18 protein-coding genes are annotated in these 22,172 nt (G+C 68.7%); 7 read left to right on the top strand and 11 right to left on the bottom strand.

Annotated elements, in window-relative coordinates; translation table 11 throughout:
- Positions 1-18: 18 nt before the first annotated feature.
- From ABNQ40_RS32355 to ABNQ40_RS32345, 3 genes are all read left to right on the top strand, one after another.
- Positions 19-1,215: a GNAT family N-acetyltransferase gene (locus tag ABNQ40_RS32355; RefSeq protein WP_109049966.1), complete on the top strand. Its 1,197-nt coding sequence runs from the start codon at positions 19-21 to the stop codon at positions 1,213-1,215.
- 66 nt (positions 1,216-1,281) lie between these two features.
- Entirely contained in the window at positions 1,282-2,991 is a 1,710-nt protein-coding gene (gene ade, locus ABNQ40_RS32350) for an adenine deaminase (protein WP_109049967.1), read from the top strand.
- A 323-nt stretch (positions 2,992-3,314) separates the two neighbouring features.
- The gene (locus ABNQ40_RS32345; RefSeq protein WP_109049968.1) at positions 3,315-4,970 is read left to right on the top strand and encodes a CocE/NonD family hydrolase; all 1,656 of its coding nucleotides are present in this window, start codon (positions 3,315-3,317) and stop codon (positions 4,968-4,970) included.
- Here ABNQ40_RS32345 and ABNQ40_RS32340 read toward each other — a convergent pair.
- A complete protein-coding gene (locus ABNQ40_RS32340; RefSeq protein WP_109049969.1) occupies positions 4,967-5,719 on the bottom strand; it encodes a Fic family protein in 753 nt (250 codons plus the stop codon). The two genes, ABNQ40_RS32345 and ABNQ40_RS32340, sit on opposite strands and share 4 nt — an antisense overlap.
- 206 nt (positions 5,720-5,925) lie before the next feature.
- Here ABNQ40_RS32340 and ABNQ40_RS32335 point away from each other — a divergent pair, with 206 nt between their 5' ends.
- Positions 5,926-6,330 carry a bacteriohemerythrin gene (locus ABNQ40_RS32335; RefSeq protein ID WP_109049970.1) on the top strand — a complete coding sequence of 135 codons (405 nt, stop codon included), beginning with the start codon at positions 5,926-5,928 and terminating at the stop codon, positions 6,328-6,330.
- Between the two features lie 43 nt (positions 6,331-6,373).
- Here the strand turns inward: ABNQ40_RS32335 and ABNQ40_RS32330 are convergent, their stop codons facing one another.
- The 5 genes from ABNQ40_RS32330 to ABNQ40_RS32310 all read right to left on the bottom strand — a co-directional run bounded on the left by ABNQ40_RS32330 (position 6,374) and on the right by ABNQ40_RS32310 (position 13,212).
- Complete coding sequence (locus ABNQ40_RS32330) at positions 6,374-8,089, bottom strand: tetratricopeptide repeat protein (RefSeq protein WP_109049971.1); 1,716 nt, start codon at positions 8,087-8,089, stop codon at positions 6,374-6,376.
- Positions 8,090-8,181: 92 nt separating this feature from the next.
- Positions 8,182-9,198 carry an aminoglycoside phosphotransferase family protein gene (locus ABNQ40_RS32325; protein WP_247879795.1) on the bottom strand — a complete coding sequence of 339 codons (1,017 nt, stop codon included), beginning with the start codon at positions 9,196-9,198 and terminating at the stop codon, positions 8,182-8,184.
- A complete protein-coding gene (moaB, locus tag ABNQ40_RS32320; RefSeq protein WP_109049973.1) occupies positions 9,195-9,731 on the bottom strand; it encodes a molybdenum cofactor biosynthesis protein B in 537 nt (178 codons plus the stop codon). Before moaB ends, ABNQ40_RS32325 begins: the two co-directional genes overlap by 4 nt.
- A 52-nt stretch (positions 9,732-9,783) precedes the next feature.
- A complete protein-coding gene (locus tag ABNQ40_RS32315) occupies positions 9,784-11,901 on the bottom strand; it encodes a transglycosylase SLT domain-containing protein (protein ID WP_247879796.1) in 2,118 nt (705 codons plus the stop codon).
- A 426-nt stretch (positions 11,902-12,327) separates the two neighbouring features.
- A complete protein-coding gene (locus tag ABNQ40_RS32310) occupies positions 12,328-13,212 on the bottom strand; it encodes a uracil-DNA glycosylase family protein (protein ID WP_109049975.1) in 885 nt (294 codons plus the stop codon).
- A 152-nt stretch (positions 13,213-13,364) separates the two neighbouring features.
- Between ABNQ40_RS32310 and ABNQ40_RS32305 the strand changes: the two genes are divergently transcribed.
- Both ABNQ40_RS32305 and ABNQ40_RS32300 read left to right on the top strand, forming a co-directional pair.
- On the top strand, positions 13,365-15,014 hold the full coding sequence (locus tag ABNQ40_RS32305; protein WP_109049976.1) for an electron transfer flavoprotein-ubiquinone oxidoreductase: 1,650 nt from the start codon (positions 13,365-13,367) through the stop codon (positions 15,012-15,014).
- A gap of 168 nt (positions 15,015-15,182) precedes the next feature.
- The gene (locus tag ABNQ40_RS32300) at positions 15,183-15,992 is read left to right on the top strand and encodes a zinc-ribbon domain-containing protein (protein ID WP_109049977.1); all 810 of its coding nucleotides are present in this window, start codon (positions 15,183-15,185) and stop codon (positions 15,990-15,992) included.
- 21 nt (positions 15,993-16,013) lie between these two features.
- Here the strand turns inward: ABNQ40_RS32300 and ABNQ40_RS32295 are convergent, their stop codons facing one another.
- Positions 16,014-17,543 (bottom strand): sigma 54-interacting transcriptional regulator, encoded by a 1,530-nt coding sequence (locus ABNQ40_RS32295; RefSeq protein WP_109049978.1) that lies wholly within the window; start codon positions 17,541-17,543, stop codon positions 16,014-16,016.
- A 259-nt stretch (positions 17,544-17,802) separates the two neighbouring features.
- Between ABNQ40_RS32295 and ABNQ40_RS32290 the strand changes: the two genes are divergently transcribed.
- Positions 17,803-19,104, top strand: a complete 1,302-nt coding sequence (locus ABNQ40_RS32290) for a D-amino acid dehydrogenase (RefSeq protein WP_109049979.1) — start codon at positions 17,803-17,805, stop codon at positions 19,102-19,104.
- Here ABNQ40_RS32290 and ABNQ40_RS32285 read toward each other — a convergent pair.
- Genes ABNQ40_RS32285 through ABNQ40_RS32270 form a run of 4 tightly spaced genes read right to left on the bottom strand, consistent with a single transcriptional unit; the run spans position 19,047 to position 22,134 of the window.
- Entirely contained in the window at positions 19,047-19,319 is a 273-nt protein-coding gene (locus ABNQ40_RS32285; protein ID WP_146255490.1) for a hypothetical protein, read from the bottom strand. The genes ABNQ40_RS32290 and ABNQ40_RS32285 overlap by 58 nt on opposite strands.
- Positions 19,316-19,978, bottom strand: coding sequence for a lactate utilization protein (locus tag ABNQ40_RS32280; protein WP_109049980.1), 663 nt, complete (start codon positions 19,976-19,978; stop codon positions 19,316-19,318). Before ABNQ40_RS32280 ends, ABNQ40_RS32285 begins: the two co-directional genes overlap by 4 nt.
- Positions 19,971-21,395 carry a LutB/LldF family L-lactate oxidation iron-sulfur protein gene (locus ABNQ40_RS32275; RefSeq protein ID WP_109049981.1) on the bottom strand — a complete coding sequence of 475 codons (1,425 nt, stop codon included), beginning with the start codon at positions 21,393-21,395 and terminating at the stop codon, positions 19,971-19,973. The genes ABNQ40_RS32280 and ABNQ40_RS32275 overlap by 8 nt, the downstream gene beginning before the upstream one ends.
- Positions 21,385-22,134, bottom strand: coding sequence for a (Fe-S)-binding protein (locus ABNQ40_RS32270; protein ID WP_109049982.1), 750 nt, complete (start codon positions 22,132-22,134; stop codon positions 21,385-21,387). The genes ABNQ40_RS32275 and ABNQ40_RS32270 overlap by 11 nt, the downstream gene beginning before the upstream one ends.
- Between the last annotated feature and the right edge of the window lie 38 nt (positions 22,135-22,172).

The following is a 22,172-nucleotide window of genomic DNA, read 5'->3' as shown; positions in this document are numbered from 1 at the left end:
AAGCAATCAGGGAATGACATGTCTGTGATACAGGGACCGGCGGCGCAGGACGGCGACCGGAACGATGGGCCGTTGTCGGTCGCGATGGTGTTCGGGATTTCCGGGGTCGATCCGCTGGAGTGGGATGCCTGCGCCGCCGGCAAGGGACCGTTCGTGAGCCATGCCTATCTGAGGGCGCTGGAGGAAGGCGGTCTGGCTGGCCCGGACATCGGCTGGCGTCCCGCCCATATGATCGTACGGGAGGCGTCTGGCCAATTGGTCGGCGTGGCTCCCCTCTATCTGCGCGACCGCTCGACGGACGAATTCTGGTCGGATCAGGCCTGGGTCGATGGCTATCAGGCGTCGGGCGGGCGCTATTTCCCGAAGCTGGTCATGGAGATTCCCTACACGCCGGTGACCGGGCCGCGCATCCTGCTGCGGAATGGGGCGCCGTCCGGCACGGCCGATGCGCTGATCGGCGCCCTGCGGTCGCTGGCCCACAAGCACGGACTGTCGTCCATCCATGTCGGCTTTCCCGGCGAAGAGGACCGGGCCCGGTTCGAGGCGGCGGGATGGTTGACCCGCCATGCCGTCGATTACGAATGGCGGAACGGGGGATATCGCGACTTCGCCGATTTCACCGCCGCCCTGTCGAGCCGCCGGCGCAGAGTGATGTTGTGGGAGCGCCGCAAAATCGCTGCGAGCGGGGTGCGGTTCCGCGAGGTGCCGGGCAGCCGGGTCGCAGAGGCCGATGTCGCGATCTTCCTTGACTTGCTGAGTGACCTTCATCTCCGCCGGGGAAGGCGTCAGGCACTGACCATGGATTTCGTTCTGCGGCTCTGTGCCGTCCTGGGCGATGCCGTGACGCTGACCTTTGCCGAATCAGGTGGCGTTGCGATCGGTGCCCTGATGACGGTGGAAGGGGACGACTGCCTCTATGTCCGAACCTGGGGGGCGAGAGAGGAGGCGCGCTTCGTTCATTTCGAAACCTGCTATTACCGCAGCATCGAACGGGCGATTGTCCATGGCCTCAGCCGGGTGAATGGCGGGCGCGGCGGGCCGCACAAGCTTGAACGCGGTTTCCTGCCGGTGCTGGCCCATGCCTGCCACTGGTTCCTTCACACCAACATGCGCGGCGCGGTCGCGGAAGGGTTGGATCTGTACAACGCAAAGGCTCTCGCCAAATTCGTGCAGGAGCAGGCCCGCTCCCCTTACCGGCAACGGGATGGCCGATAGGTGCTTGCACGGCATGGTGAGGCGGGCCACCTTGCCTCTTTGAATGGGCGAGGGGCGGAGTAGGACATGACTGTAAGCCGCGACGATCTGAAGACGCGCATCGGGCAGGCGCTGGGCGAGGCGAAGGCCGATCTGGTCATCAAGAACACGCGCTTTCTCAATGTCGTGACCGGCGAGATCGCGGAAGGCGACATCGCCGTCTGCGGCGAGGTCATCGTCGGCACCTACGAGTCCTATGATGGGGTGGAGGAGATCGACGGGCGCGGGCTGACCGTGGTTCCCGGCTTCATCGACACCCATGTCCATTGCGAGTCCACCTGCGTCACCCCGCAGGAGTTCGACCGCTGCGTCCTGCCGCGCGGCACCACCACCGCCATCTGCGACCCGCACGAGATCTGCAATGTGCTGGGGGAGCAGGGGCTGCGCTATTTCCTCGACAGTGCCGGCGGGACGGCGCTCGACCTCTTCGTGCAGTTGTCCTCCTGCGTGCCGGCGACGGAGCTGGAAACCTCGGGCGCCCGGCTGGAGGCGCCGGACCTGATCCGCCATATGGACCATCCCCGTGTGCTGGGGCTGGCGGAGTTCATGAACTTCCCCGGCGTCTTCCACAAAGTGGACGGGGTACTGGACAAGCTGGCCGCCTTCGACGGGCGCCACATCGACGGCCACGCCCCGCTGGTGTCGGGGAAGGAGCTGAACGCCTATCTCTCCTGCGGCATCCGCAACTGCCACGAGACGACCAGTGCGGATGAGGCGATGGAGAAGCTGCGCAAGGGCATGCAGGTGCTGATCCGCGACGGGTCGGTGTCGAAGGATGTCCATGCCCTGGCCGAAGTGATCACGCCGGAGACCTCCCCCTTCCTCGGCTTCTGCACCGATGACCGCAACCCGCTGGACATCGCGGAGGAGGGGCACATGGATCACCTGATCCGCAGCGCCATCCGCCTCGGTGCGCCGGTCGCCCATGTCTATCGCGCCGCCACCTGGTCGGCGGCGCGCGGCTTCCGCCTCTATGACCGCGGGCTGGTGGCGCCGGGGCATCGTGCCGACCTCGTCCTGCTCGACGATCTGGAGGACTGCGCGGTCAACCGGGTCATCCGCAACGGCAAAATCGTCGGGCCGCACAGTTTCGACGGTCGGCCGGCGGTGACGCCGGTGGGGCTCGCTTCGGTGAAGCTGGAGCCGGTGGCGGACGAGGATTTCGTCGTGCCGGCCGGCGGGTCGGTCCAATCGGTGATCGGGCTGGAGCCGGGCAGGATCCTGACCGAACACCGCCGGATCGAGGTGCCGGTGGTGGGCGGCCGGATGGTGGCCGATCCGTCGCGCGACCTGCTGAAGATCTGCGTCTTCGCCCGCCACGGCAGCAACCGCAACATCGGCCGCGGTTTCGTCCAGGGCTTCGGCATCGCGGAAGGGGCGCTGGCCTCGTCGGTCGGCCACGACAGCCACAACATCTGCGTGGTCGGTACCAGCGACGCCGACATGCGCGTCGCGGTCAACCGGCTGATCGAGCTTCAGGGCGGTTTCGTCGCCGTGCGCAACGGACAGGTGGTCGGCGAACTGGCCCTGCCGCTGGCCGGGCTGATGAGCCTGGAGCCGTTCGAGACGGTGGAGGTGAGGCTGCGGTCCCTGCGCGCCGCCGTCCGCGCCATGGGCTGCCCGCTGGCCGAGCCCTTCCTGCAACTGGCCTTCCTGCCGCTGCCGGTCATCCCGCACCTGAAGATCACCGACCGCGGCATGGTCGATGTCGACCGGTTCGAACTGATTGCCGCCTGAGCGGGCGAACTGCCCAAGGAAACGGCAGAAGCCCGGAGATTGGGCGGAGGTGGCCGGTTGGGAGACCGGGAGCCTGGCCATCTGACGGCCCCCTCTCCGCTTGTGGGTGAGGAGCGGGGTGAGGGGGCGCAAACACAGGGTTTCCATCGGCCTGCCGGCTGCGACCTCCCTCACTCCAACCCTTTTCCCGCAGGGGACGAGGGGCTTTCATCGGGGTGGGAAGCGGCCGAAAGATTTATACAATTTGGTGCAGGCGCTCTGGCACGGGCTTTGCCACGACGACACATATTTCGTTGTCAGTCATCGAGCGAGCCCGACCCGCCATGACCCATCTGGCCCCGATGATCCACCCGTTACACAGCCTGCTGCCGGTCCGGCCGCCGGAAACCGTGTCGATGCGGACGCGGGACGGCATTCGGCTGGATGCCGACCTTTACCGGCCCGATGCCGCGGGGACCTGGCCGGTCCTGCTGCTGCGGGTTCCCTGCGGTCGTCGCGTTGCTTTGACCAGCCATTACGCCCACCCGCGCTGGTATGCGGCACGCGGCTATGTCGTGGTGGTGCAGGATATGCGCGGCTGCGGCACCTCCGACGGCCGGTTCCGACCCTTCGAGGCGGAACGGGAGGATGGGGCCGACGCCATTGCCTGGGCGGCGTCCCTGCCGGGATCGTCGGGGGCGGTGGCGATGTATGGCTGCGGCTATGCCGGCATGGCGCAGTGGCTGGCACTGGCCGAGGCGCCGCCGGCCCTGCGGGCGGTGGCGCCGGCCTTCGCCGGCTGGGACGTATTCTCCGACTGGGCTTACGAGGGTGGGGCGTTCCGGCTGGCAGATGCCATGAGCTGGGCCCTGCGCACCGCCGCCGACGCGGCACGGCGGGTCGAGGACGGCACCGGCCACCGGGTGCTGTCGGACGCGGCGCGCAGCCTGCCCATCGATGATGAAATTCCGTCGCGGCCGCAGGCCCTGCGCGACTACGCCCGCTACACCCATTACGACGACTGGCTGACCAACCCGGTGCCCGGCCCGGCCTGGGCCGCGCTGTCGCCCAAGGCCATGCGGGACAGCATGCCGGCCGATGTGGCGGTCCTGCAGATCGGCGGCTGGTACGATCCGCGGCTGGCCGGCATGCTGGATGCCCATGACTGCCTCAAGGCACGCGGACGGGCGCCGGTGCGGCTCGTGGTCGGCCCCTGGGGCGCTGATGGACCGGCCGCGGCGCCGGGACAGGCGCCGACTCTCGACACGCTGCAGCTTGCCTGGTTCGAACGGGTGCTGAAGGGAGAGCTGGCCGACCGCGGCGGTCCGGTCCGCCTGCATGACGTGGAAGCTGGACGCTGGCACGACCTTCCCGACCTTCCGGCGGCCGAGGCTGTCCTGCATCTGTCCAGCGACGGCCTTGCCAACCGGCAGGGCGGTCGGCTGGAGTTGGAGATGCCCGAAATGGAGGCACTCGACGTGGTGGTGCACGATCCGCGCACGCCGGTGCCGACGGTGGGCGGCCATGCGGTGCCGGACGCTTGCGGTCGCCCCGACCGCGCCGCCGTGGACCGCTGCCCGGATGTCGCCACCTACACCAGCCTGCCGCTGGACGAACCGTTAACGCTGGCCGGGAGGGTGGCGCTGGAGGTGTGGGTGGAGGCCGACGCTCCGTCCTTCGACGTCAGCGCCGTGCTGTCGGTGGTGCGGCCCGACGGGCAGGTGCTGCCGCTGACCCAGGGCCATGCGCGGGTGGAACCGGGCGACCCGACCCGGCCGCTGGCCGTCGCCATGCGGGCGGCCTGCGCCACCCTGGCGCCGGGATCGGCCTTGCGCCTCAGCCTTGCCGGATCCTGCTTCCCGGCCTATCCGGTCAATCCCGGCACCGGGGCGGAACCGGGCGAGACCCGCCGGGTCGATGCGTTGCCGATCACGTTGCTGATCCACAGCGGTCCCGACCGGCCGTCGCGCCTGCGCCTGCCGGCCGGGCTGTCCGCTTAAGGCGTCTCGTCCCCGCCTGTGCCCTGGCCGGCGGCCTCCAGGCAGAAGTCGAGGCTCTGCGACAGGAAGCGCAGCATCAGGTCGCGGAAAGGCGTCTTGTCGCCGACCGCCCAGGCCCGCTCGACAAGATCCAGATAGAGGCTGCGGTCGTCGGCGCCGATCACCACCGGCGGATAGCCGGCGCGGTTCAGGATCAGGTTGCACAAGAGCAGCGCGGTCGCCCGGTTCCCGGCATCGAAGGGGCGGATGGCGCTCAGCCGGTGATGCGCTTCGAAGGCGGTGTCGGGGCCGGTGTCGGACTTGCGCATCCAGGTCGACAGCGCCGACATCGACACGCGCAGTTTGGCCGGATCCGGTGCGGTTTCCGCCGGATCGTCCTTCGGCGCAGCATTGCGGTATTTGCCGGCGTCGTCGTCGATCCCGCGATAGAGCACATTGTGGAAGGCGGTGACGGTGCGCTCGGTGACCGCCCCCGACGGGTCGAAGGACAGCCGCGCCATCAACTCCAGGGCGGCGCGGTGGTTCAGGACGAATCGCTGCTCCTCGACCGCACGGTGGCGCAGGACGCTGCCGCGCTCCAGTATGGCCTTCACGTCGGCGCGCTTGAGCGGATAATCCTCCAGCGCCGCGGCGGCGGCGGTCAAATCCAGCTCGAACCGGTCGGCGATGCCGTGGACGACCTCCTGCGGCAGGGGGCGTGCGGCGTCCAGCGCCCGTTTCTTCTCCGCGATCTCGTCGAGCAGGGCCATCGGTCACTCTGTCGCTTTGGCAGGGGAGGGGGTGGCGCACCGCGCACCCTGCCGCCCCCCTGCGGGGATTTGCCGCTTGGACTGGCACGGTTGCCGGTTTTAGGATCCCTGTCAAGATGTCCACAACCCTGCCATGGCCGGCCGCAACCGCTTGATTCCGCGGGATGCACCTGCAATTGCGGGATGCGAGGGGGGAGATCGTTGCGATGAGCTATGTCGTCTGGGACGAATCCATGAGCGTCGGCGTGCCCGTGCTCGACGACGAGCATCGGCGGCTCCTCGACCTGTTCAACGGCCTGCTGGAAAGCGGGATCACGCCCGCCAACCGCGAGGAGCTGTCCAGCCTGCTCGCCAGCCTCCGCGACTATGTCGCCGTCCATTTCGCGCGGGAGGAGGCGATGATGGTGCGCTGCAGCTATCCCGACCTGGACGGCCACCTCGCCGCCCACCGCTATTTCGCCGACGAGGTGGAAAAGCTGGCCCGCGACTTCGAGGGCGACAACCCCACCATGCTGCGCGTGGACCTGATCCTGCTGCTCAAGGACTGGTTCGTGGAGCACATCCAGCAGACCGACAGCCAGTACAAGCCCTATGTGGGGGGACTTGCATAAGGCGGGACAATTCCCTCTCCCCCGAAGGAGAGAGGGGTTTTTTTCACTGCTTCGCGGCGGCTTTCTGGTCAGGCAGGCCCTTGTCGAGCTTGGCCTGGATGGCTCCCTTGTCGGTCTCCTCGTCGGCGCTGCGCAGCGCGCGCATCCACTGGAACCGGGCCTCGTTCCGGCGGCCGGCCCGCCAATAGGCATCGCCGAGATGGTCGTTGATGGTCGGATCGCCCGGCTTCAACTCGACCGCGCGTTCCAGCTTGGCGACCGCCGCCTCGTAATCGCCAAGCGTGTAGAGCGCCCAGCCCAGGCTGTCGACGATGTAGCCGTCGCGCGGGCGCAGTTCCACCGCGCGCTCCACCATCGCCCTGGCCTTGGGCAGATTCTCGCCGCGGTCGATCCAGCTGTAGCCGAGGAAGTTGAGCAGCGACGGCTCGTCCGGGCGCAGCTTCAGCGCGGTTTGCAGGTCGGTTTCGGCCTGTTGCCACTGCTTGGTCTTCTCGAAGCACATCGCGCGGGCGTACAGCAGCGGCCAATGCCGTTCCTGCGGCGTGCCGATCCGCTCCAGCGCCGTGGTGTAGGCGGGGATCGCCTCGGCGTAGCGCTTGGAGTAGCGGTAGATGTCGCCGAGCCGGGTGATCGCGTCGGTGCGCTCCGGCTGTTCGGCGGAGAGATCCTTGAGGATCGCGATGGCCTCATCGTTGCGGTCCATGCGGGCGAGGCTGTCGGCCTCGCGCATGCGGGCGGTCCAGCCCAGCAGCGGATCCGTCTCCAGCCGCTTGTAAGCGGCCAGCGCCTCCTCGTGATGGTCGCGCGAGGCGGTGATGTCGCCGATCAGCAGATGGGCCAGGGCCAGATCGTCACGCAGATGCAGGGCGATGCGACCGAACAGTAGGGCCGGCTCGTCGGCATTCTCGTGGTGCAGCGCGCTGCCCAGGTCGAACAGAGCCTCCGCCAGACCGGACCGGGCATCGGGGACCGGGCGGGCTTCCGACGGCGCGTTCGCCATGGCGGCCAGCGCCGGCTCCACCAGCAGCCCGTCGGGGTTGTTGCCCTGGAAGGTCTGATAGAGCTTACGCGCCTCGTCCTTGCGGCCGGTGCGCGTCATGAAGTTGCCGACGATCTGCACCACCCGCAGCGGCGCATCGGTATCCGTCACCTTGGCATAGCGGGCCGCCGCCTCGTCGTTGCGGCCGGCAAGATCGAGGATCAGCGCGGCATGCAGGTTGTAAAGCGCCTCGAAGCCCTTGACGTCGGACAGCGGCTGCAGGGCCGCCAGCGCCTCGTCCGTCTTGCCGCGGGCAGTCACCAGCCACGCGCGGGTCAGCGGCGTCAGGAAGCGGCCGAGCCCGTCGGACGGCAGCCGGGCGGCATAGCCGTCGGCCTCGTCCAGCTTGCCCTTGGCCAGCGCATCGGCGGCTAGCAGGGTCAGCGCCATCTGCGGCTCGCCCTGGCCGTTGAGCAGCCGGTTGGCATGGTCGATCGCCGCTTCGATCCGGCCCTCGCCCAGCCGCAGCAGGAAGGTGCGGCCCAGCAGGGCGGGGTCGTCCGGGTCGGCGGCCAGCGCCTGCGCGGTGAAGCGCGCCGCCGCGGTCCAATCGTCCTGGTGCTGGGCATAGCGGCCGGCCAGATAGCTGCCGGTGGCCGATCCACCGCCATCCGCGCCCCGGTCTACACCGGGACCGGCGGCGAGTGCGGGCGTCAGGGTGGTCCCGGACATCAGGATGGCCAGGGAGACCGGCAGCAACCGGCGTCGGAACCTCGTCATGCTCTCGTCACCTCGTTTTCCGAGTCGGTATCCCATCATCTTCGGCAGGGCGCGGGCAAGAGACTTTCGTACGCGTCCCCTTTTCGCACCTGCTAACGCCACTCCCGCCGCACCTGCTCGATCCGTTCCGGTCGCAGAATGTCCGTGGCGTGGGCGTCCATATGGGTGCGCAATTCTTCCGGCATGCCCGGCGACAGGCTGGCGCCCTCCACCGACCAGCGGGCCATCCAGGACAGGGTGCGCAGCCAGGTCAGCCGGCGCAGTGTCTTCAGCCAGGGCAGCACCTCGTCGGCGAGGTCGCCCGGCACCGCCATCGCCCAGGCCGCGACGAAGGCGTCAATGTCCTCCGGGGCCAGTTCCGCATTCACCGCCGGGTCCCATCTGGTCGAGGTGTAGAGGCTGGCATGGGCAAGGTCGCTGGCCGGGTGGCCGTATTGCAGCTTCTCTAGGTCGGTGAACCACGCCTTGCCGTGGCCGTCGATCAGGAAGTTGCCGGGGTGCACATCCACCCCGACCGCGGTCAGCGGCATCGGCGTTTCGGGTGGCGGTACGAGGTCGCCGACACGGGCGGCGGCAAGCTCCTCCGCGATCAGGACGCGGGCCTCAGTCGACAGGGGGGCATTGTCGAACCACGCCGCCTGCCGTTCGACCTGGGCCAGCAATGCGGCGACAGGATCGGGCGGGGCGGGCAGCGGCTCGTAGAAGTCCGGTGGCGCCATGCGGTGCAAAGCCGCCAGCGCGCGGGCGATGGCCGGCATGTCGCCGGGCAGGACGGGCGTCCGCCCCTCGACCTCGCCAACCACCAGGGCGCCCAGCGGCAGCCCCTCGCCGGGCGGCAGCAGGCCGGCGAAGCGCGGGGTGTGGCCCGACATCTCCGCCCGCCGGAAGGCGGCGGCCTGCCTGTCCAGCGCCGTCCAGGCATCGAGTCCGAGCTGGCTCCAGCGCGGGATACGGGCGACCAGACGGCGGTCGCGCAGCCGCACATGGTCGTGGGCGACGCCCTTCAGCGGCATCGGCTCCAGCGCGTCGGTGGAGAGATCGGCTAGGCGCGGCAGCCGGATCAGGGCGGCGTGCAGCGCCGCCATCGAAAAGCCGAGGGGTTCGCTCACGCCATGTGCTCGCGCAGGCGGGGCATCAGCTCGACCAGATTGCAGGGGCGATGTCGGTTGTCGAGCTGCCAGACCAGGATGTCGTCCCAGGCGTCGCGGCAGGCGCTGGGCGAGCCGGGCAGGGCGAAAATGTAGGTGCCGTTGGCGACGCCGCCGGTCGCCCGGCTCTGGATGGTGGAGGTGCCGACCTTGGCATAGCTGAGATAGCGGAACAGCTCGCCGAAGCCGGGGATCGCCTTCTCATACAAGGCCTCGACCGCCTCGGGCGTCACGTCCCGGCCGGTGACGCCGGTGCCGCCGGTGCTCAGGACCACGTCGATCTGCGGATCGGCGATGAAGGCCTGCACCTGGGCACGGATCGCCGAGAGGTCGTCCCGGACGATGGCGCGGGCGGCGACCCGGTGGCCGGCCCCGGCGATCCGCTCCGCCAGCGCATCGCCGGAGCGGTCGTCGGCGGCGCTGCGGGTGTCGGACACCGTTACCACGGCGATGTTCACGGGAAGGAAGGGGCGGCTCTCGTCGATCTTCGGCATGGCGGCAGGCGTGTCCTCATGTCGGGCCGGAGCCCGACATGGGCGCCGGCGGTCAGGGTATCGGGCTGGCCTCTCCCCGCTCAGCAACCGTTTCCACCGGCACCGGTCCCATTGGCACCGGTCCCATTGGCGCCGTTCCCACCGGTTCCGGTGCCGCTGCGACAGGCAGGTCGGCGGCCGGGGAGACCGCCTTCGCCGCAGGCTGCGGGTCGGGACGGGCCGCGACCTGGGGCGGACGGCCGTCCATGGGGACATAGGCCGGCCATTTCCCGTCGGCGACGGCGGTGAGCGAGGCGGTCTCCTGGCCCAGCCGAAGCTGGTAGATCCAGAAGTTCGCCATCACCTTCTCCACATAGTCGCGCGTCTCGCCGAAAGAAAGGCTTTCGATGAACAGCAGCGGATCGGTGATGTCGCTCAGATCCCGCCGCCAGCGCGCCAGTGTGCCCGGCCCGGCATTGTAGGCGGCCGTCGCCAGGAACAGGTTGCCGTCGATCTCCGGCATGCCCAGCAGTTCCGACAGATAGCGCTGGCCAAGCTCCATGTTGCGGGACGGGTCGAACAGGGCGTCGCGGTTGGCGTCGTCGCTGCCAATGTCGGCATTGCGCTCCCGCACATGCTGGGCGGTGCTGGGCAGGATCTGCATCAGCCCGGTCGCTCCGGCGGAGCTGACCAGCCGCGGGTCGAAGCGCGATTCCTGCCGCATCACCGCGAAGACCAGCGCGCGGTCGACCGCGAAGCCGTCGCGCGGCGTCCAATGGGGCAGCGGGTAGAGTGCTGCGGCATAGGGGGCGCCGTCCGGACCGGCCACCGCATTGCCGAGCCGCAGCGCCAGCGAGGCCACCCCGGCGCGGTCGGTCAGTGCGACCATCGCCTGTTCGATCAGCGGCTCGCCCTGCGGGTCGATGCGTTGCAGCTCCAGCCCCGCCAGTTCGCGCTGACCGGCCTGGAGCAGGGCGATGGCACGGGATCCTGCCGGTTTGGCCGCCACCGCCGCCAGTTGCCGCCCGGTCAGGTCCGGTGCCTGCCAGCGCACGTCGCCCAGGCTGCCCAGCGTCTGCAGGGCGATCAGGCCATAGAAGGTGTGGGGATAGCGGGCGGCGGCGGTCAGATGCTCCGCCGCCTCCTTCTCCTTGCCGGGCTTGCGGGCCAGCGCGCGGGCCGCCCAGTAATCGGCCGCGGCGGCCTTCCAGGGATTACGTGGGCCGGCGGCGGCCATGCCGGTGAAATGGCGGGCGGCGCGGTCGGTCTGCTTCAGCCGCCAGGCGGCCAGACCGGCGATCCAATGAGCCTCGGGCAACATGTCGCCCGACCGCGCGGCGCTGGCCGAGGCGAGCGTCAGTGCCTGGGCCGTCTCGCCGGCATAATAGAGGGTAGCCGCGATGCGGGCGCGGGCGGCGTCATACTGCACGGTGTCGAGCTTGCCGCCGAACTCGTCCTGGCCCAGCAGGCTCAGGGCACTGTTGGTGCGGCCGGAGCGCAGCAGCTCTTCCACTCGCGCCACCGCCGCACGGTCGCTGCGGGCACGGGACACGGTGCGGCTGCGCGGGGCGACGGTGACGCTGTCGTCATCGTCCTCCTCGTTGCTGGCGACGGTGCGCAGGCCGCCCAGCCGTTCCAGCGACCCGACGAGGCGGACACGCTCCTCGCCGCGCGGCGGCTTCGGCGCCCGCTGGCCGGCGGGCTGGCGTTTCTGGGCCAGAGCGTAGACCCGCTCCGCCCCTGCGAGGTCGCCGTAATCCTGCATCCAGCGGGCGAGTTCCTCGTAGCCGGCGCGGCGGTCGGGGTGGAGATAGCGCTGGCGCAGGACATAGCCGATCAGCCGGCGGTCCTTCAGCTTCGCCATCTCGGCATCTGCGGCGTCCCACTCCGCCCGTTCCTGGGCTGCGAAGATGCGGCGGTAGCGGGCGGCATCCTCCTCGTCCAGCTGGACGGCGCGGGCCGTCTCGTCGAACGCCAGCAGCAACGGTGCGCCGGTGAAGGCGGGGGAGTCGTCCACGACCGCGGACGGCACCGTCCCGGCGGTCGGGTTGCCAGATGCCGCGGAATCGACAGCGGTGGAATCAGGGGCGGAGGAATCGGGCGTGGCGGTTTCGGGGAGCCCCATCGCGGGATCGACCGGCGCAGGATCGATAGGCGCGTCGGCGAAAACGGGGCTGGCGGGGTCAGGCACGGAATCCCCGCCGGGCGGGACGACGGCGTGACCGTCCGGCGCGTGGATGATGAGGGCGGCGCAAGCGGGCCGGGACCCGACCGCACCGTCGGGTCCCAGGGTGTAAGCCACCGTGAGACCCAGCACCCCCAGAAGGTTCCGCCGCAGCGGGGCCGCGCTCGCGACCCGGTATGCTGCGCTGCAAAATATCCGGAGCATGGCTTCGGGATACCTCACGTCGGCGCGAACCGCAAGCAACGGATTCGCTCGGAATGTGTCGGCCCCGGTATTCGCCAGATGTTACAACGCTTTAACAGAGCTGGGAAAAAGGCTCTAGCCCGTTGGGAAAATGCCTTTCGGCATGGTCTGGCCACATTTGTGCTGCGCGGTGATCGCAATCATACGAACGATTTCGGCAGCCCTGTGACATCCCATTTTCTCTTTCGATTACTTGATCCCTTCTTCGGCGATCTTTTGCTGCAACGCAAGCATGTCCCGCCACGCTTCCCGTTTTGCGATAGGGTTGCGCAGGAGGTACGCCGGATGGAGCATGGGCATCAGCGGAACGGGAGTTCCCACGACCTCATAGGTCCGCCACTGTCCGCGCAGGCGGGTGATTCCCTCTGCCCGGTTCAGCAGGGTCTTGGCCGAAACCCCGCCGAGCGCCACCAGCAGCTTCGGCCGCACCAGCTCCACATGCCGCTCCAGGAAGGGCAGGCAGGCGGCGATCTCCGCCTGGGTCGGGCTGCGGTTGCCGGGCGGGCGCCAGGGTAGGATGTTGGAGATGTAGACGGCGCTGCGGTCGAGACCGATCTGGGCCAGCATGCGGTCCAGCAGCTTGCCGCTGACCCCGACGAAAGGCTTGCCCTGCCGGTCCTCATCCTCGCCCGGCGCCTCGCCGATCAGCATCACCCGCGCCTGCGGGTTGCCATCGGCGAAGACGGTGTTCATCGCCGTCGCCTTCAGCGGGCAGCCGTCGAAGCTGCGCAGGGCCGCCTCCAGCGCCTCCAGCGTCTGCGCGTCTCCAGCGCGGGCACGGGCCTGGATGCCGGCCTCGCTGGCGCCCAGCGGCTGGTCGGGCGAGGCGAAGAGGGCCGTTGCCGGACGTGCTGCCGCCGGGGCCGGGGCCCGAGTCGGACCGCGCGCCGCGTTGGGCCCCACAGCAGGGCCGGAAGCGGCGCCACCGGCCGCGGCTGCGCCGGCTGACGGTGCACGTGCCACCGGCCGGGTGGTGAGGGCGGCCCAGTCGGTCGGCTCGTCGCCGATGGCCTCGTCGCAGCCGATATCGGCATGCCAGCGCAGCGCGTCGAGGATGTCGCATACGTCAATCATCGTTTGACCTTACCACAGATCGTGTGGTCTTACATGTCCAGATACCCAATTTGGGTGCGGCGCAAACCGTGCTACAAGCACGCGCCCGCAAAAAGACCATAGGGCGTCCCGAGGGAAACAGTACCAAAACAAGACGGTGGGGGAGTGTGGTGATGGAACGCGAACCGCGCGAGGTCATGGAATACGATGTTCTGATCGTCGGCGCCGGCCCGTCGGGCCTGAGCGCCGCGATCCGTCTGCGGCAGCGCGCGGCCGAGACCGGGCAGGAACTCAGCGTCTGCGTGATCGAGAAGGGGTCGGAGGTGGGGGCCCACCTGCTGTCCGGCGCCGTCTTCGAACCGCATGCGCTGGACGAGCTGATCCCGGACTGGAAGGAAAAGGGCGCCCCCCTCACCACCAAGGCGCGCGAAGACCATTTCCTGTTCCTGACGGAAACGAAGGCCTACAAGTCGCCCTTCGCCCCGCCGCAGATGAACAACCACGGCAACTACATCATCAGCCTGGGCAATCTGGCCCGCTGGATGGCGACGCAGGCGGAAGAGCTTGGGGTCGAGATCTACCCCGGCTTCGCAGCGGCGGAAGTGCTGTATGACGACAAGGGCGCGGTGAAGGGGGTCGCCACCGGCGACATGGGCATCGGCAAGGACGGCGAGAAGACCGGCAACTACACGCCCGGCATGGAACTGCACGCCAAGCAGACCATCTTCGCTGAGGGCTGCCGCGGGTCGCTGACCAAGACCCTGTTCGAGAAGTTCGACCTGCGCCGCGACTGCCAGCCGCAGACCTACGGCATCGGCATCAAGGAGCTTTGGGAGGTCGACCCGTCCCAGTCGAAGCCGGGCCTGATCGTCCACACCATCGGCTGGCCGATGGACCCCAAGACCTATGGCGGGTCGTGGCTGTATCACATGGAAGGGAATCTGGTGTCGGTCGGCTTCGTCGTCGGCCTCGACTACTGGAACCCCCACATGAGCCCGTTCGAGGAGTTCCAGCGCTACAAGACCCACCCGGCGATCCGCCCGACCTTCGAAGGAGGCCGGCGTCTGTCCTATGGCGCCCGCGCGCTGTCGGAAGGCGGTTTCCAGTCGATCCCGAAGCTAACCTTCCCTGGCGGCCTCCTCATCGGCGACGGTGCCGGTTTCCTGAACGTGCCGAAGATCAAGGGCAACCACACCGCCATGAAGTCGGGCATGGTCGCGGCCGAGGCGGTGTTCGACCACCTGACCGGCGGTGCCGACAACGGTCCGGAGGTCATCGCCTATCCGGAGCGTCTGAAGCAGTCCTGGGTCTGGCCGGAGCTGTACGCCGTCCGCAACATCCGCCCGGGCTTCCAGAAGGGCCTGTGGGCCGGTCTGGCGAACGCCGCCTACGAGACGGGGCTGAAGGGCAAGTCGCCCTGGACGCTGAAGCACCATGCCGACCACACCACGCTGGTGAAGGCCAGCGAGGCGCCGAAGATCGCCTACCCGAAGCCGGACGGCAAGGTCAGCTTCGACCGGCTGTCCTCGGTCTACCTCTCCAACACCAACCATGAGGAAGACCAGCCGCCGCACCTGACGCTGAAGGACAAGTCGGTCCCGATCAGCGTCAATCTGGCGCTCTACGACGCGCCGGAGCAGCGTTACTGCCCGGCCGGCGTGTACGAGATCGTCCGCAACGACGACGGCAGCGATCCGCGGTTGCAGATCAACGCGCAGAACTGCGTGCACTGCAAGACCTGCGACATCAAGGACCCCACCCAGAACATCAACTGGGTCGTGCCGGAAGGCGGCGGGGGGCCGAACTATCCGGGCGGCATGTAAGACGCTTTTGCCTCCCCCCGACCCACGGCTTCGTCACGGGTCGGAGGAGGCATGCGCATGCGCCGATGCCACATGCAGATGGATGACCGGCACCACCCCGCGGGTGCCGGTTGCGCCGCGCGCCACTCCTATCTATAAGGCAAGCGGCAACCTCTCTGCGACGGCGCGATGATCGTTTCCTGTCCGACCTGTTCGACGCGCTATACCCTGTCCGACGAATCGCTCGGGCAGGATGGCCGGAAGGTTCGCTGCGCCCGCTGCGGTCACACCTGGTGGCAGATGCCCGACCGGGCGGAGCTTGAGCCGGTCGTCCCCGATGCCCTGACCGAACTGCGGCCCGCGAAGGCCGCCGGGAAATCCGCAGAAAAATCCGCCGGAAAATCCAGGACCAAGCCACCCAAGGCCCCGCGTGCCAAGCCGGCCCGCAGCACGGTGATCGGCTTGGCGGTGTTGGGGCTGCTGGTCGCCGGTTCCGCCGCCAGCGCCTATTTCGCCCGCGACGCCATCGTCCGCAGATGGCCGCCCGCGGCATTGCTCTATGATGCCGTCGGCATGCCGGCCGAACCGCCGGGCTTCGGGCTGGAACTGCGCAACATCCGCTCGGAACAGAAGCTCGAAGGCGGGAAGACCGTCCTGCTGCTGGAGGGGGAGGTCGCCAACACGACCGACACCGAGCGCACGCTGCCGCCGCTGCGAGTCAACACCTTCGGTCCGGAGCACAAGCTGCTGCAAAGCTGGGCCATCGAGCAGTCGGCCGAGACGCTCGGCCCCGGTGCCGCGGCCGGATTCCACCACAGCCAGCCCGATCCCGGCCCGGTGACCGAAGTGACGATCACCTTCGGCGGTCCACCCCCCGGTCTGGAGCCGCCCGCTGCCGAGAAGCCTGCCGAGAAAGCCCCGGAAAAGCCGGCTGCTGCGAAGCCGGCTCCCGAAAAGCACCCCCCTGAAAAGCACGCTGCCCCGGCCAAGGGCCACTGATCCGGATCGGGGCGGCGCTCTTCACCGCTCCGGGATGCCGTATTTCCGCAGTTTGTTGGCAATCATGGTGTGCGAGGTGTTCAGCCGCGCCGCCAGCTTGCGGCTGGACGGAAAGCGCGGGTAGAGCCGGCGTAGCAGCGTCCGCTCGAACCCGTCCACCGCATCCTCCCAGCTGCCGGCATCCTCTGCCGGCACTTCGGCCGCCTGCATGCCGGCGCCGGCCAGTTCCAGATCGGCGGCGTCCAGCGTGCCGCCATCGCTCATCGTCACGGCACGGAAGATGACGTTCTCCAACTGCCGCACATTGCCGGGCCAGCGGTTGGCGAGAAGCGCCGCCGCCGCCGGCGGGGTCAGCCTGCTAGGCGGGCGGCGGGCCTGAGCCGCCGCGCGCGCAATGAAATGGCGGGCGAGCAGCAGGATGTCCTGCCCGCGTTCGCGCAGGGGCGGGACGTCCAGCGTCAGCACGTTGAGGCGGTAGAACAGATCCTCGCGGAAGCTGTGGTCGGCGACCATCGCCTCCAGCGAGCGATGGGTGGCGCTGATGACGCGGACATCCACCTTCTGCTCGCGCTCGCCGCCCACCCGGCGGAAGCTGCCGTCATTGAGGAAACGCAGCAGCTTGGCCTGGAGATAGGCCGACATCTCGCCGATCTCGTCGAGGAAGACTGTGCCGCCATGGGCCAGTTCCAGCAGGCCGGGCTTGCCGCCGCGCTGCGCCCCGGTGAAGGACCCGGGGGCATAGCCGAACAGTTCGCTCTCCGCCAGATTCTCCGGGACGGCGGCGCAGTTCAGCGCCAGGAAGGGCTTGTCCCGGCGCGGGCTGGCGCGGTGGCAGGCGTGGGCGATCAGCTCCTTGCCGGTGCCGGTCTCGCCCAGGATGAGCAGCGGCGCCTCCATTGCGGCAACACGTGCGGCGCGTGCCTTCAGCGCCCGGATCGGCGGCGATTCACCGAGGATGCGGTCGAAGCCGCCCTCATCGAAATTCTGGATGGCGTCGAGCCGCTCGCCAAGGCGCGACGGGGTGAACAGGGTGATGACGGCGCCCGCCGCCTCGACATCGACGATGGGCGTCACCTCCAGCAGGAAGGGCTGGCCGTTCAGCGTCACCTCGCGCCCTGACATGCGGAAACCGCCCGCGGTCAGTTCGTCCGTCAGGCCCGGTTCGCCGAACAGCTCGCCGAGATCGAGGCCGGCGAGGCGCGCCTCCGGCAGTCCGGCGACCTGGGCGGCGGCGGCGCTCGCCACCACGACCCGGGCCGCACGGTCGACCGCCAGCACCGGGTCGGGCAGGGCGGCGAGCAGCGCATCCAGATGCAGCCGCCGCCGTGTACCCGGCAGCATGTCGATGGCCGCCACCGACTGCACCCCGGCAATGCCCCGCAGCGCGTCGGAAAGAGCAGGCAGGGCCGCCGGATCGAGGCCGGGGGCGTCGATGTGGATCAGCGGCGGGTCGACCTCGACACCGACCACATTGAGCCGGCGCAACGCCAGCACGGCGAGGATCTCATGGGCGATGCCGACACGGTCGGTGAAGGTGACTTCGATGCGCATGGGCGTGGCGTTGGCAGTGGGGACGACCGACAATCACTGTACACATATCGTTACGCTGTATCAAAATCTTTACACCGCTTCAAACCGTTCATCTTCAACACCCTAGCCCGGAAAGGCCGCCTCCCTGTAAACATACGCATACACCAGATCACCCGCCGCTCCGCCCGCATTGCAGCAAATCCGCCATTTCCCGGACTGGCACGGTGTTTGCGAAACACCCAGCCAAGCGAAGTCATCCATCCCTCGGGGAGCCAGTCTCATGCGCGTGATCGTTCTGGGCAGCGGCGTCATCGGTGTCACCACCGCCTATTATCTGGCGCGCGCCGGGCATGAGGTGACCGTGATCGACCGTCAGGCCGGTCCGGCGCTGGAGACCAGCTACGCCAACGCGGGCGAGGTGTCGCCGGGCTATTCCGCTCCCTGGGCGGCGCCGGGGCTGATGCTGAAGGCCGCCAAGTGGATGATGATGAAGCATTCGCCGCTGGTGATCCGGCCGAAGCTGGATCCGGCGATGTGGTCCTGGTGCCTGAAGCTGCTGGCCAACGCCAACGAGGCGAGCTATCAGTTGAACAAGAGCCGCATGGTCCGCGTCGCCGAATACAGCCGCGACTGCCTGAAGGCCCTGCGCGCCGAGACCGGCATCACCTATGACGAGCGCACCCAGGGCACGCTGCAGGTCTTCCGCACCCAGAAGCAGATGGACGCCGCCGGCTACGACATGGCGGTGCTGGAGCGCTACGGCGTTCCCTACAGCCTGTTCGACCGCGACGGCCTGACCTCGGTCGAGCCGGCGCTGGCCCATGTGAAGGACAAGCTGGTCGGCGCGCTGCACCTGCCGGGCGACGAGACCGGCGACTGCTTCCAGTTCACCAACAAGCTGGCCGACTATGCCGCCAAGCGCGGTGTGGAGTTCCGCTACGGCGTCTCCATCCGCGGGCTGGAGAGCGACGGTCGCAAGATCACCGGCGTGCTGACCGACCAGGGCACGCTGACCGCCGACAGCTACATCGTCGCCATGGGCAGCTATTCGCCCAAGCTGGTGAAGCCGCTGGGCATCGACCTGCCGGTCTATCCGGTGAAGGGCTATTCGCTGACCCTGCCGATCACCGACGCCGCCCACGCTCCGGAATCGACGGTGATGGACGAGACGCACAAGATCGCCGTCACCCGGCTGGGCGACCGCATCCGCGTCGGCGGCACGGCGGAACTGTCCGGCTTCGACCTCAGCCTGCGCGAGAGCCGCCGCGGCCCGCTGGACCATGTGGTCAGCGACCTGTTCCCGAAGGGCGGCGAGCTGTCGAAGGCGGAGTTCTGGACCGGCCTGCGCCCGAACACCCCGGACGGCACGCCGATCCTGGGGGCGACCAATGTCCGCAACCTCTACCTCAACACCGGCCACGGCACGCTGGGCTGGACGATGTCCGCCGGTTCCGCCCGCGTGCTGGCCGACGTGGTCAGCGGTCGTCAGACCGAGATCGACATGGAAGGCCTCAGCGTCGACCGCTACGACCGCAAGCCGTCGGTGGCGGTGTCGCGCCCGGCGGCGGTGCGTCCCGCCTGACCTGGGCCGGCCTGACCTGAATATGTGACCCGCGCCGCACGGCGGACGCGGGTCATCGCCAGCTCAAGAAGGGCGGCGTCGGCGATCTCGGCTCCATCCAGCCGATGTCGCCCGCGCCGCCCTTCGCATTTCTCCACCCGGTGTCCGAGGCGCCTGAGATGCAGGATCGCCTCGTAGAGCCGGGCCGCCGGCTCCGCGCTCGGACGGGCCGTCACGGATGGACCACGAGGACGACCAGCCGCTTCGGCCCATGAACGCCGTAGGCCAGCGTCTGCTCGATGTCGGCGGTCTTGCTGGGACCCGACACCAGCAGCACGTTGGTCGGCATCGCCTGCGCCCATCCCTGCTCGCGCATGGCTTGCAGGAAGGTGTCGTAGAGGGCGTCCGCACGCAGCAGCGCGATGTGGATGTGCGGGACCAGCGAGAGGGTGCGCGGCTCCGCGGCCGTCGGCCACAGGATCAGGCTCCCCGTCTCGGCGATGGCGCCGCGGGTGGTGGTCAGGCCGGCTTCGATGGAGTCGAACAGCCGGGGCTTGAGGTCTTCCAGCGGACAGTCGTAGGGGATCAGGGCGGTGGAGCCTGCGCCCCACCCCTCGACCAGCCGCTTCCCTGCCTCAGTCTCCGGCGCGTAGACCAGCGACCTCACCCCCTCACGCGCCAGGAACTCGCGCAGCACCGCCGGCCAATCGGCCTCGGCCGCGTCGAGAAACTCGGTATGCACCGCCTCCATCAGGCGGCGGATGCGGGGCAGCCGCTCTTCCTCCGCCCACTGCTTCGCTTCGATCGGCGCGAAATCCGAGGCCGGCGGGGTCAGCGGGTGGGCGTCGCGCGTCCTGCGCAGTTTCGTCAGGATCGAGTTGCGGGCGTCAGACATCGGGAACCCCCTTGGCGCGGGCGAGGTCGTGCAGGGTGCGGCCGGCAAAGCGCGGCTTGGTGCGGACGCTCGTCCACTCTTTCAGCATCGGCAGAGACGACGGCGCCGCATTGCCGAGTTTGCTCATCGCCAGCGTGGCGACGCGGTAGGCGGTTGGCGAGGCGTTCATCGCCGCCCAGCCGCTCCATACCATCGCTTCCGTCCGGCTGGCCTTGGCGCCGCCGTCCTTCACCGAACCGCTGGGCTTCACCGCCTCGACCCGCAGGCGCCCCATGATCTCGACAATGGGGATCTTCACCGGGCAGATCTCGACACAGGCGTTGCACATGGTGCAGGCGTGGGGCATGGCGCCGCGCTTGGCCAACCCCTCGATCTGCGGCACCAGGATCTTGCCGATGGGGCCGGGATAAGGGGCCTCATAGGCATGGCCGCCGACCTTGGTGTAGACCGGGCAATGGTTCATGCAGGCGCCGCAGCGGATGCAGCGCAGGGTGTCGCGCAGTTCCGGGTCGGCGTAGATGCTGGACCGCCCATTGTCGAGGATGACCAGATGAACCTCACGTGGGCCGTCCTTCTCACCCGGCTTGCGGGGGCCGGAGATCATGTTGACGTAGGTGGTGATCGGCTGGCCGGTGGCCGAGCGCGGCAGCAGGCTGATGACCGGCGGCACGTCCTCCAGCTTTTCCACCACCTTTTCCAACCCCATGAAGGCGATGTGGACCGGCGGCACCGTGGTGCACATGCGGCCGTTGCCCTCATTCTCGATCAGGCAGAGGGTGCCGGTTTCCGCCACCGCGGCGTTGACCCCGGACATGCCGACATCGGCGGCCTGGAACTTGGCGCGCAGCACCCGGCGGGCAAGGTCGGTCAGATAGGCGGCATCCTCGCGGTTTTCGGCGTCCTTGATCCTGCGCTTGAACAGATGGGCGATCTGTTTGGTGTTCAGATGGATCGCCGGCATGATGATGTGCGACGGCATGGTGCCGTCCAGCTGCACGATGTATTCGCCGAGGTCGCTTTCCAGAACCTCGATGCCGTCCTTTTCCAGAACGGCGTTCAAATGCATCTCCTCCGTCACCATCGACTTGCCCTTGACCACCAGCTTGGCGTTGGTCTTGTGCAGGATGTCGAGCGCGATGGCGTTGGCCTCATCGGTCGTGGCGGCCCAATGGACGGTGATGCCGTTGCGGGTGCAGGTCTCCTCCAGCTTCTCCAGCAGTTCCGGCAGCTTCGACAGGGCGCGCAGCCGGACCGAGGCGGCCAGCGCCCGCACCCCCTGCCATTCGCCGGCATCGGCGAACTGGGCGGCGCGCTTGCTCATCAGCCCGTCCATCGCGCGACGGAAATTGCCGCGCAGCTGCGGGTCGGCCAGCGCCGCGCGCGAGGCGGCGGCGAAATCCGGTGCGTTACCGTCCATGGATGCGCTCCTTCAGGAACTGGGCGATGTGCTGGCCGCGTGCGGCCTTGGCACCGGCTTCCAGCGCGCCGGTGATGTTCAGCAGGCAGCCGCAGTCACCCGACACCACGCGGGATGCGCCGGTGTCCGCGATGTCCGCCACCTTGTCGCCGACCATCGCGGCGGAGATCTCCGGATGGCGCACGGCGAAGGTGCCGCCGAAGCCGCAGCATTCCTTCTCCCGCTTCAACTCCACCAGCTCGACATTCGCAAGCTGGCGCAGCAGCGCCTTCGGCTCTTCGACCACGCCCATTTCGCGCTGGGCATGGCAGGAGGCGTGCCAGGTGACGCGCACAGGCTCCCCCTTGTCGGTGAGCTGGACGTCGAGGACATGGACCAGGAACTGCGTCAATTCCCAGACGCGGGCCGCAACCTGCACCGCCTTGGCCTCATCCGGCTCCCCGTGGAACAGGTCGGGCCAGTGCTTCTTCATCATGCCGGCGCAGGAGCCCGACGGCACGACGATGGGATCGTCGCCGGGGAACAGATCCAGCTGGGCGCGGGCGACTTTCAGCGCGTCGGCGCGGTAGCCGGAATTGTAGGCGGGCTGGCCGCAGCAGCTTTGCCCCTGCGGGAAAACGACGGTCAGGCCCTGCGACTGCAACAGCTCGATCCCCGCCATCCCGGCGTCGGGGAAGAACAGGTCGACGAGGCAGGTGCCGAAGTAATAGACGCGGGTGGGTTTGGGGATCGCGGACATCGGGCGCTTCCTCAGGAATAATCTTGTCTGCGGGCGTC

The sequence above is a fragment of the Azospirillum sp. A23 genome (assembly GCF_042938965.1).
Lineage (GTDB): Bacteria > Pseudomonadota > Alphaproteobacteria > Azospirillales > Azospirillaceae > Azospirillum > Azospirillum melinis.
The sequence above is the reverse complement of the archived record's forward strand: the minus strand, read 5'-3'. Positions and strand labels throughout refer to the sequence as shown.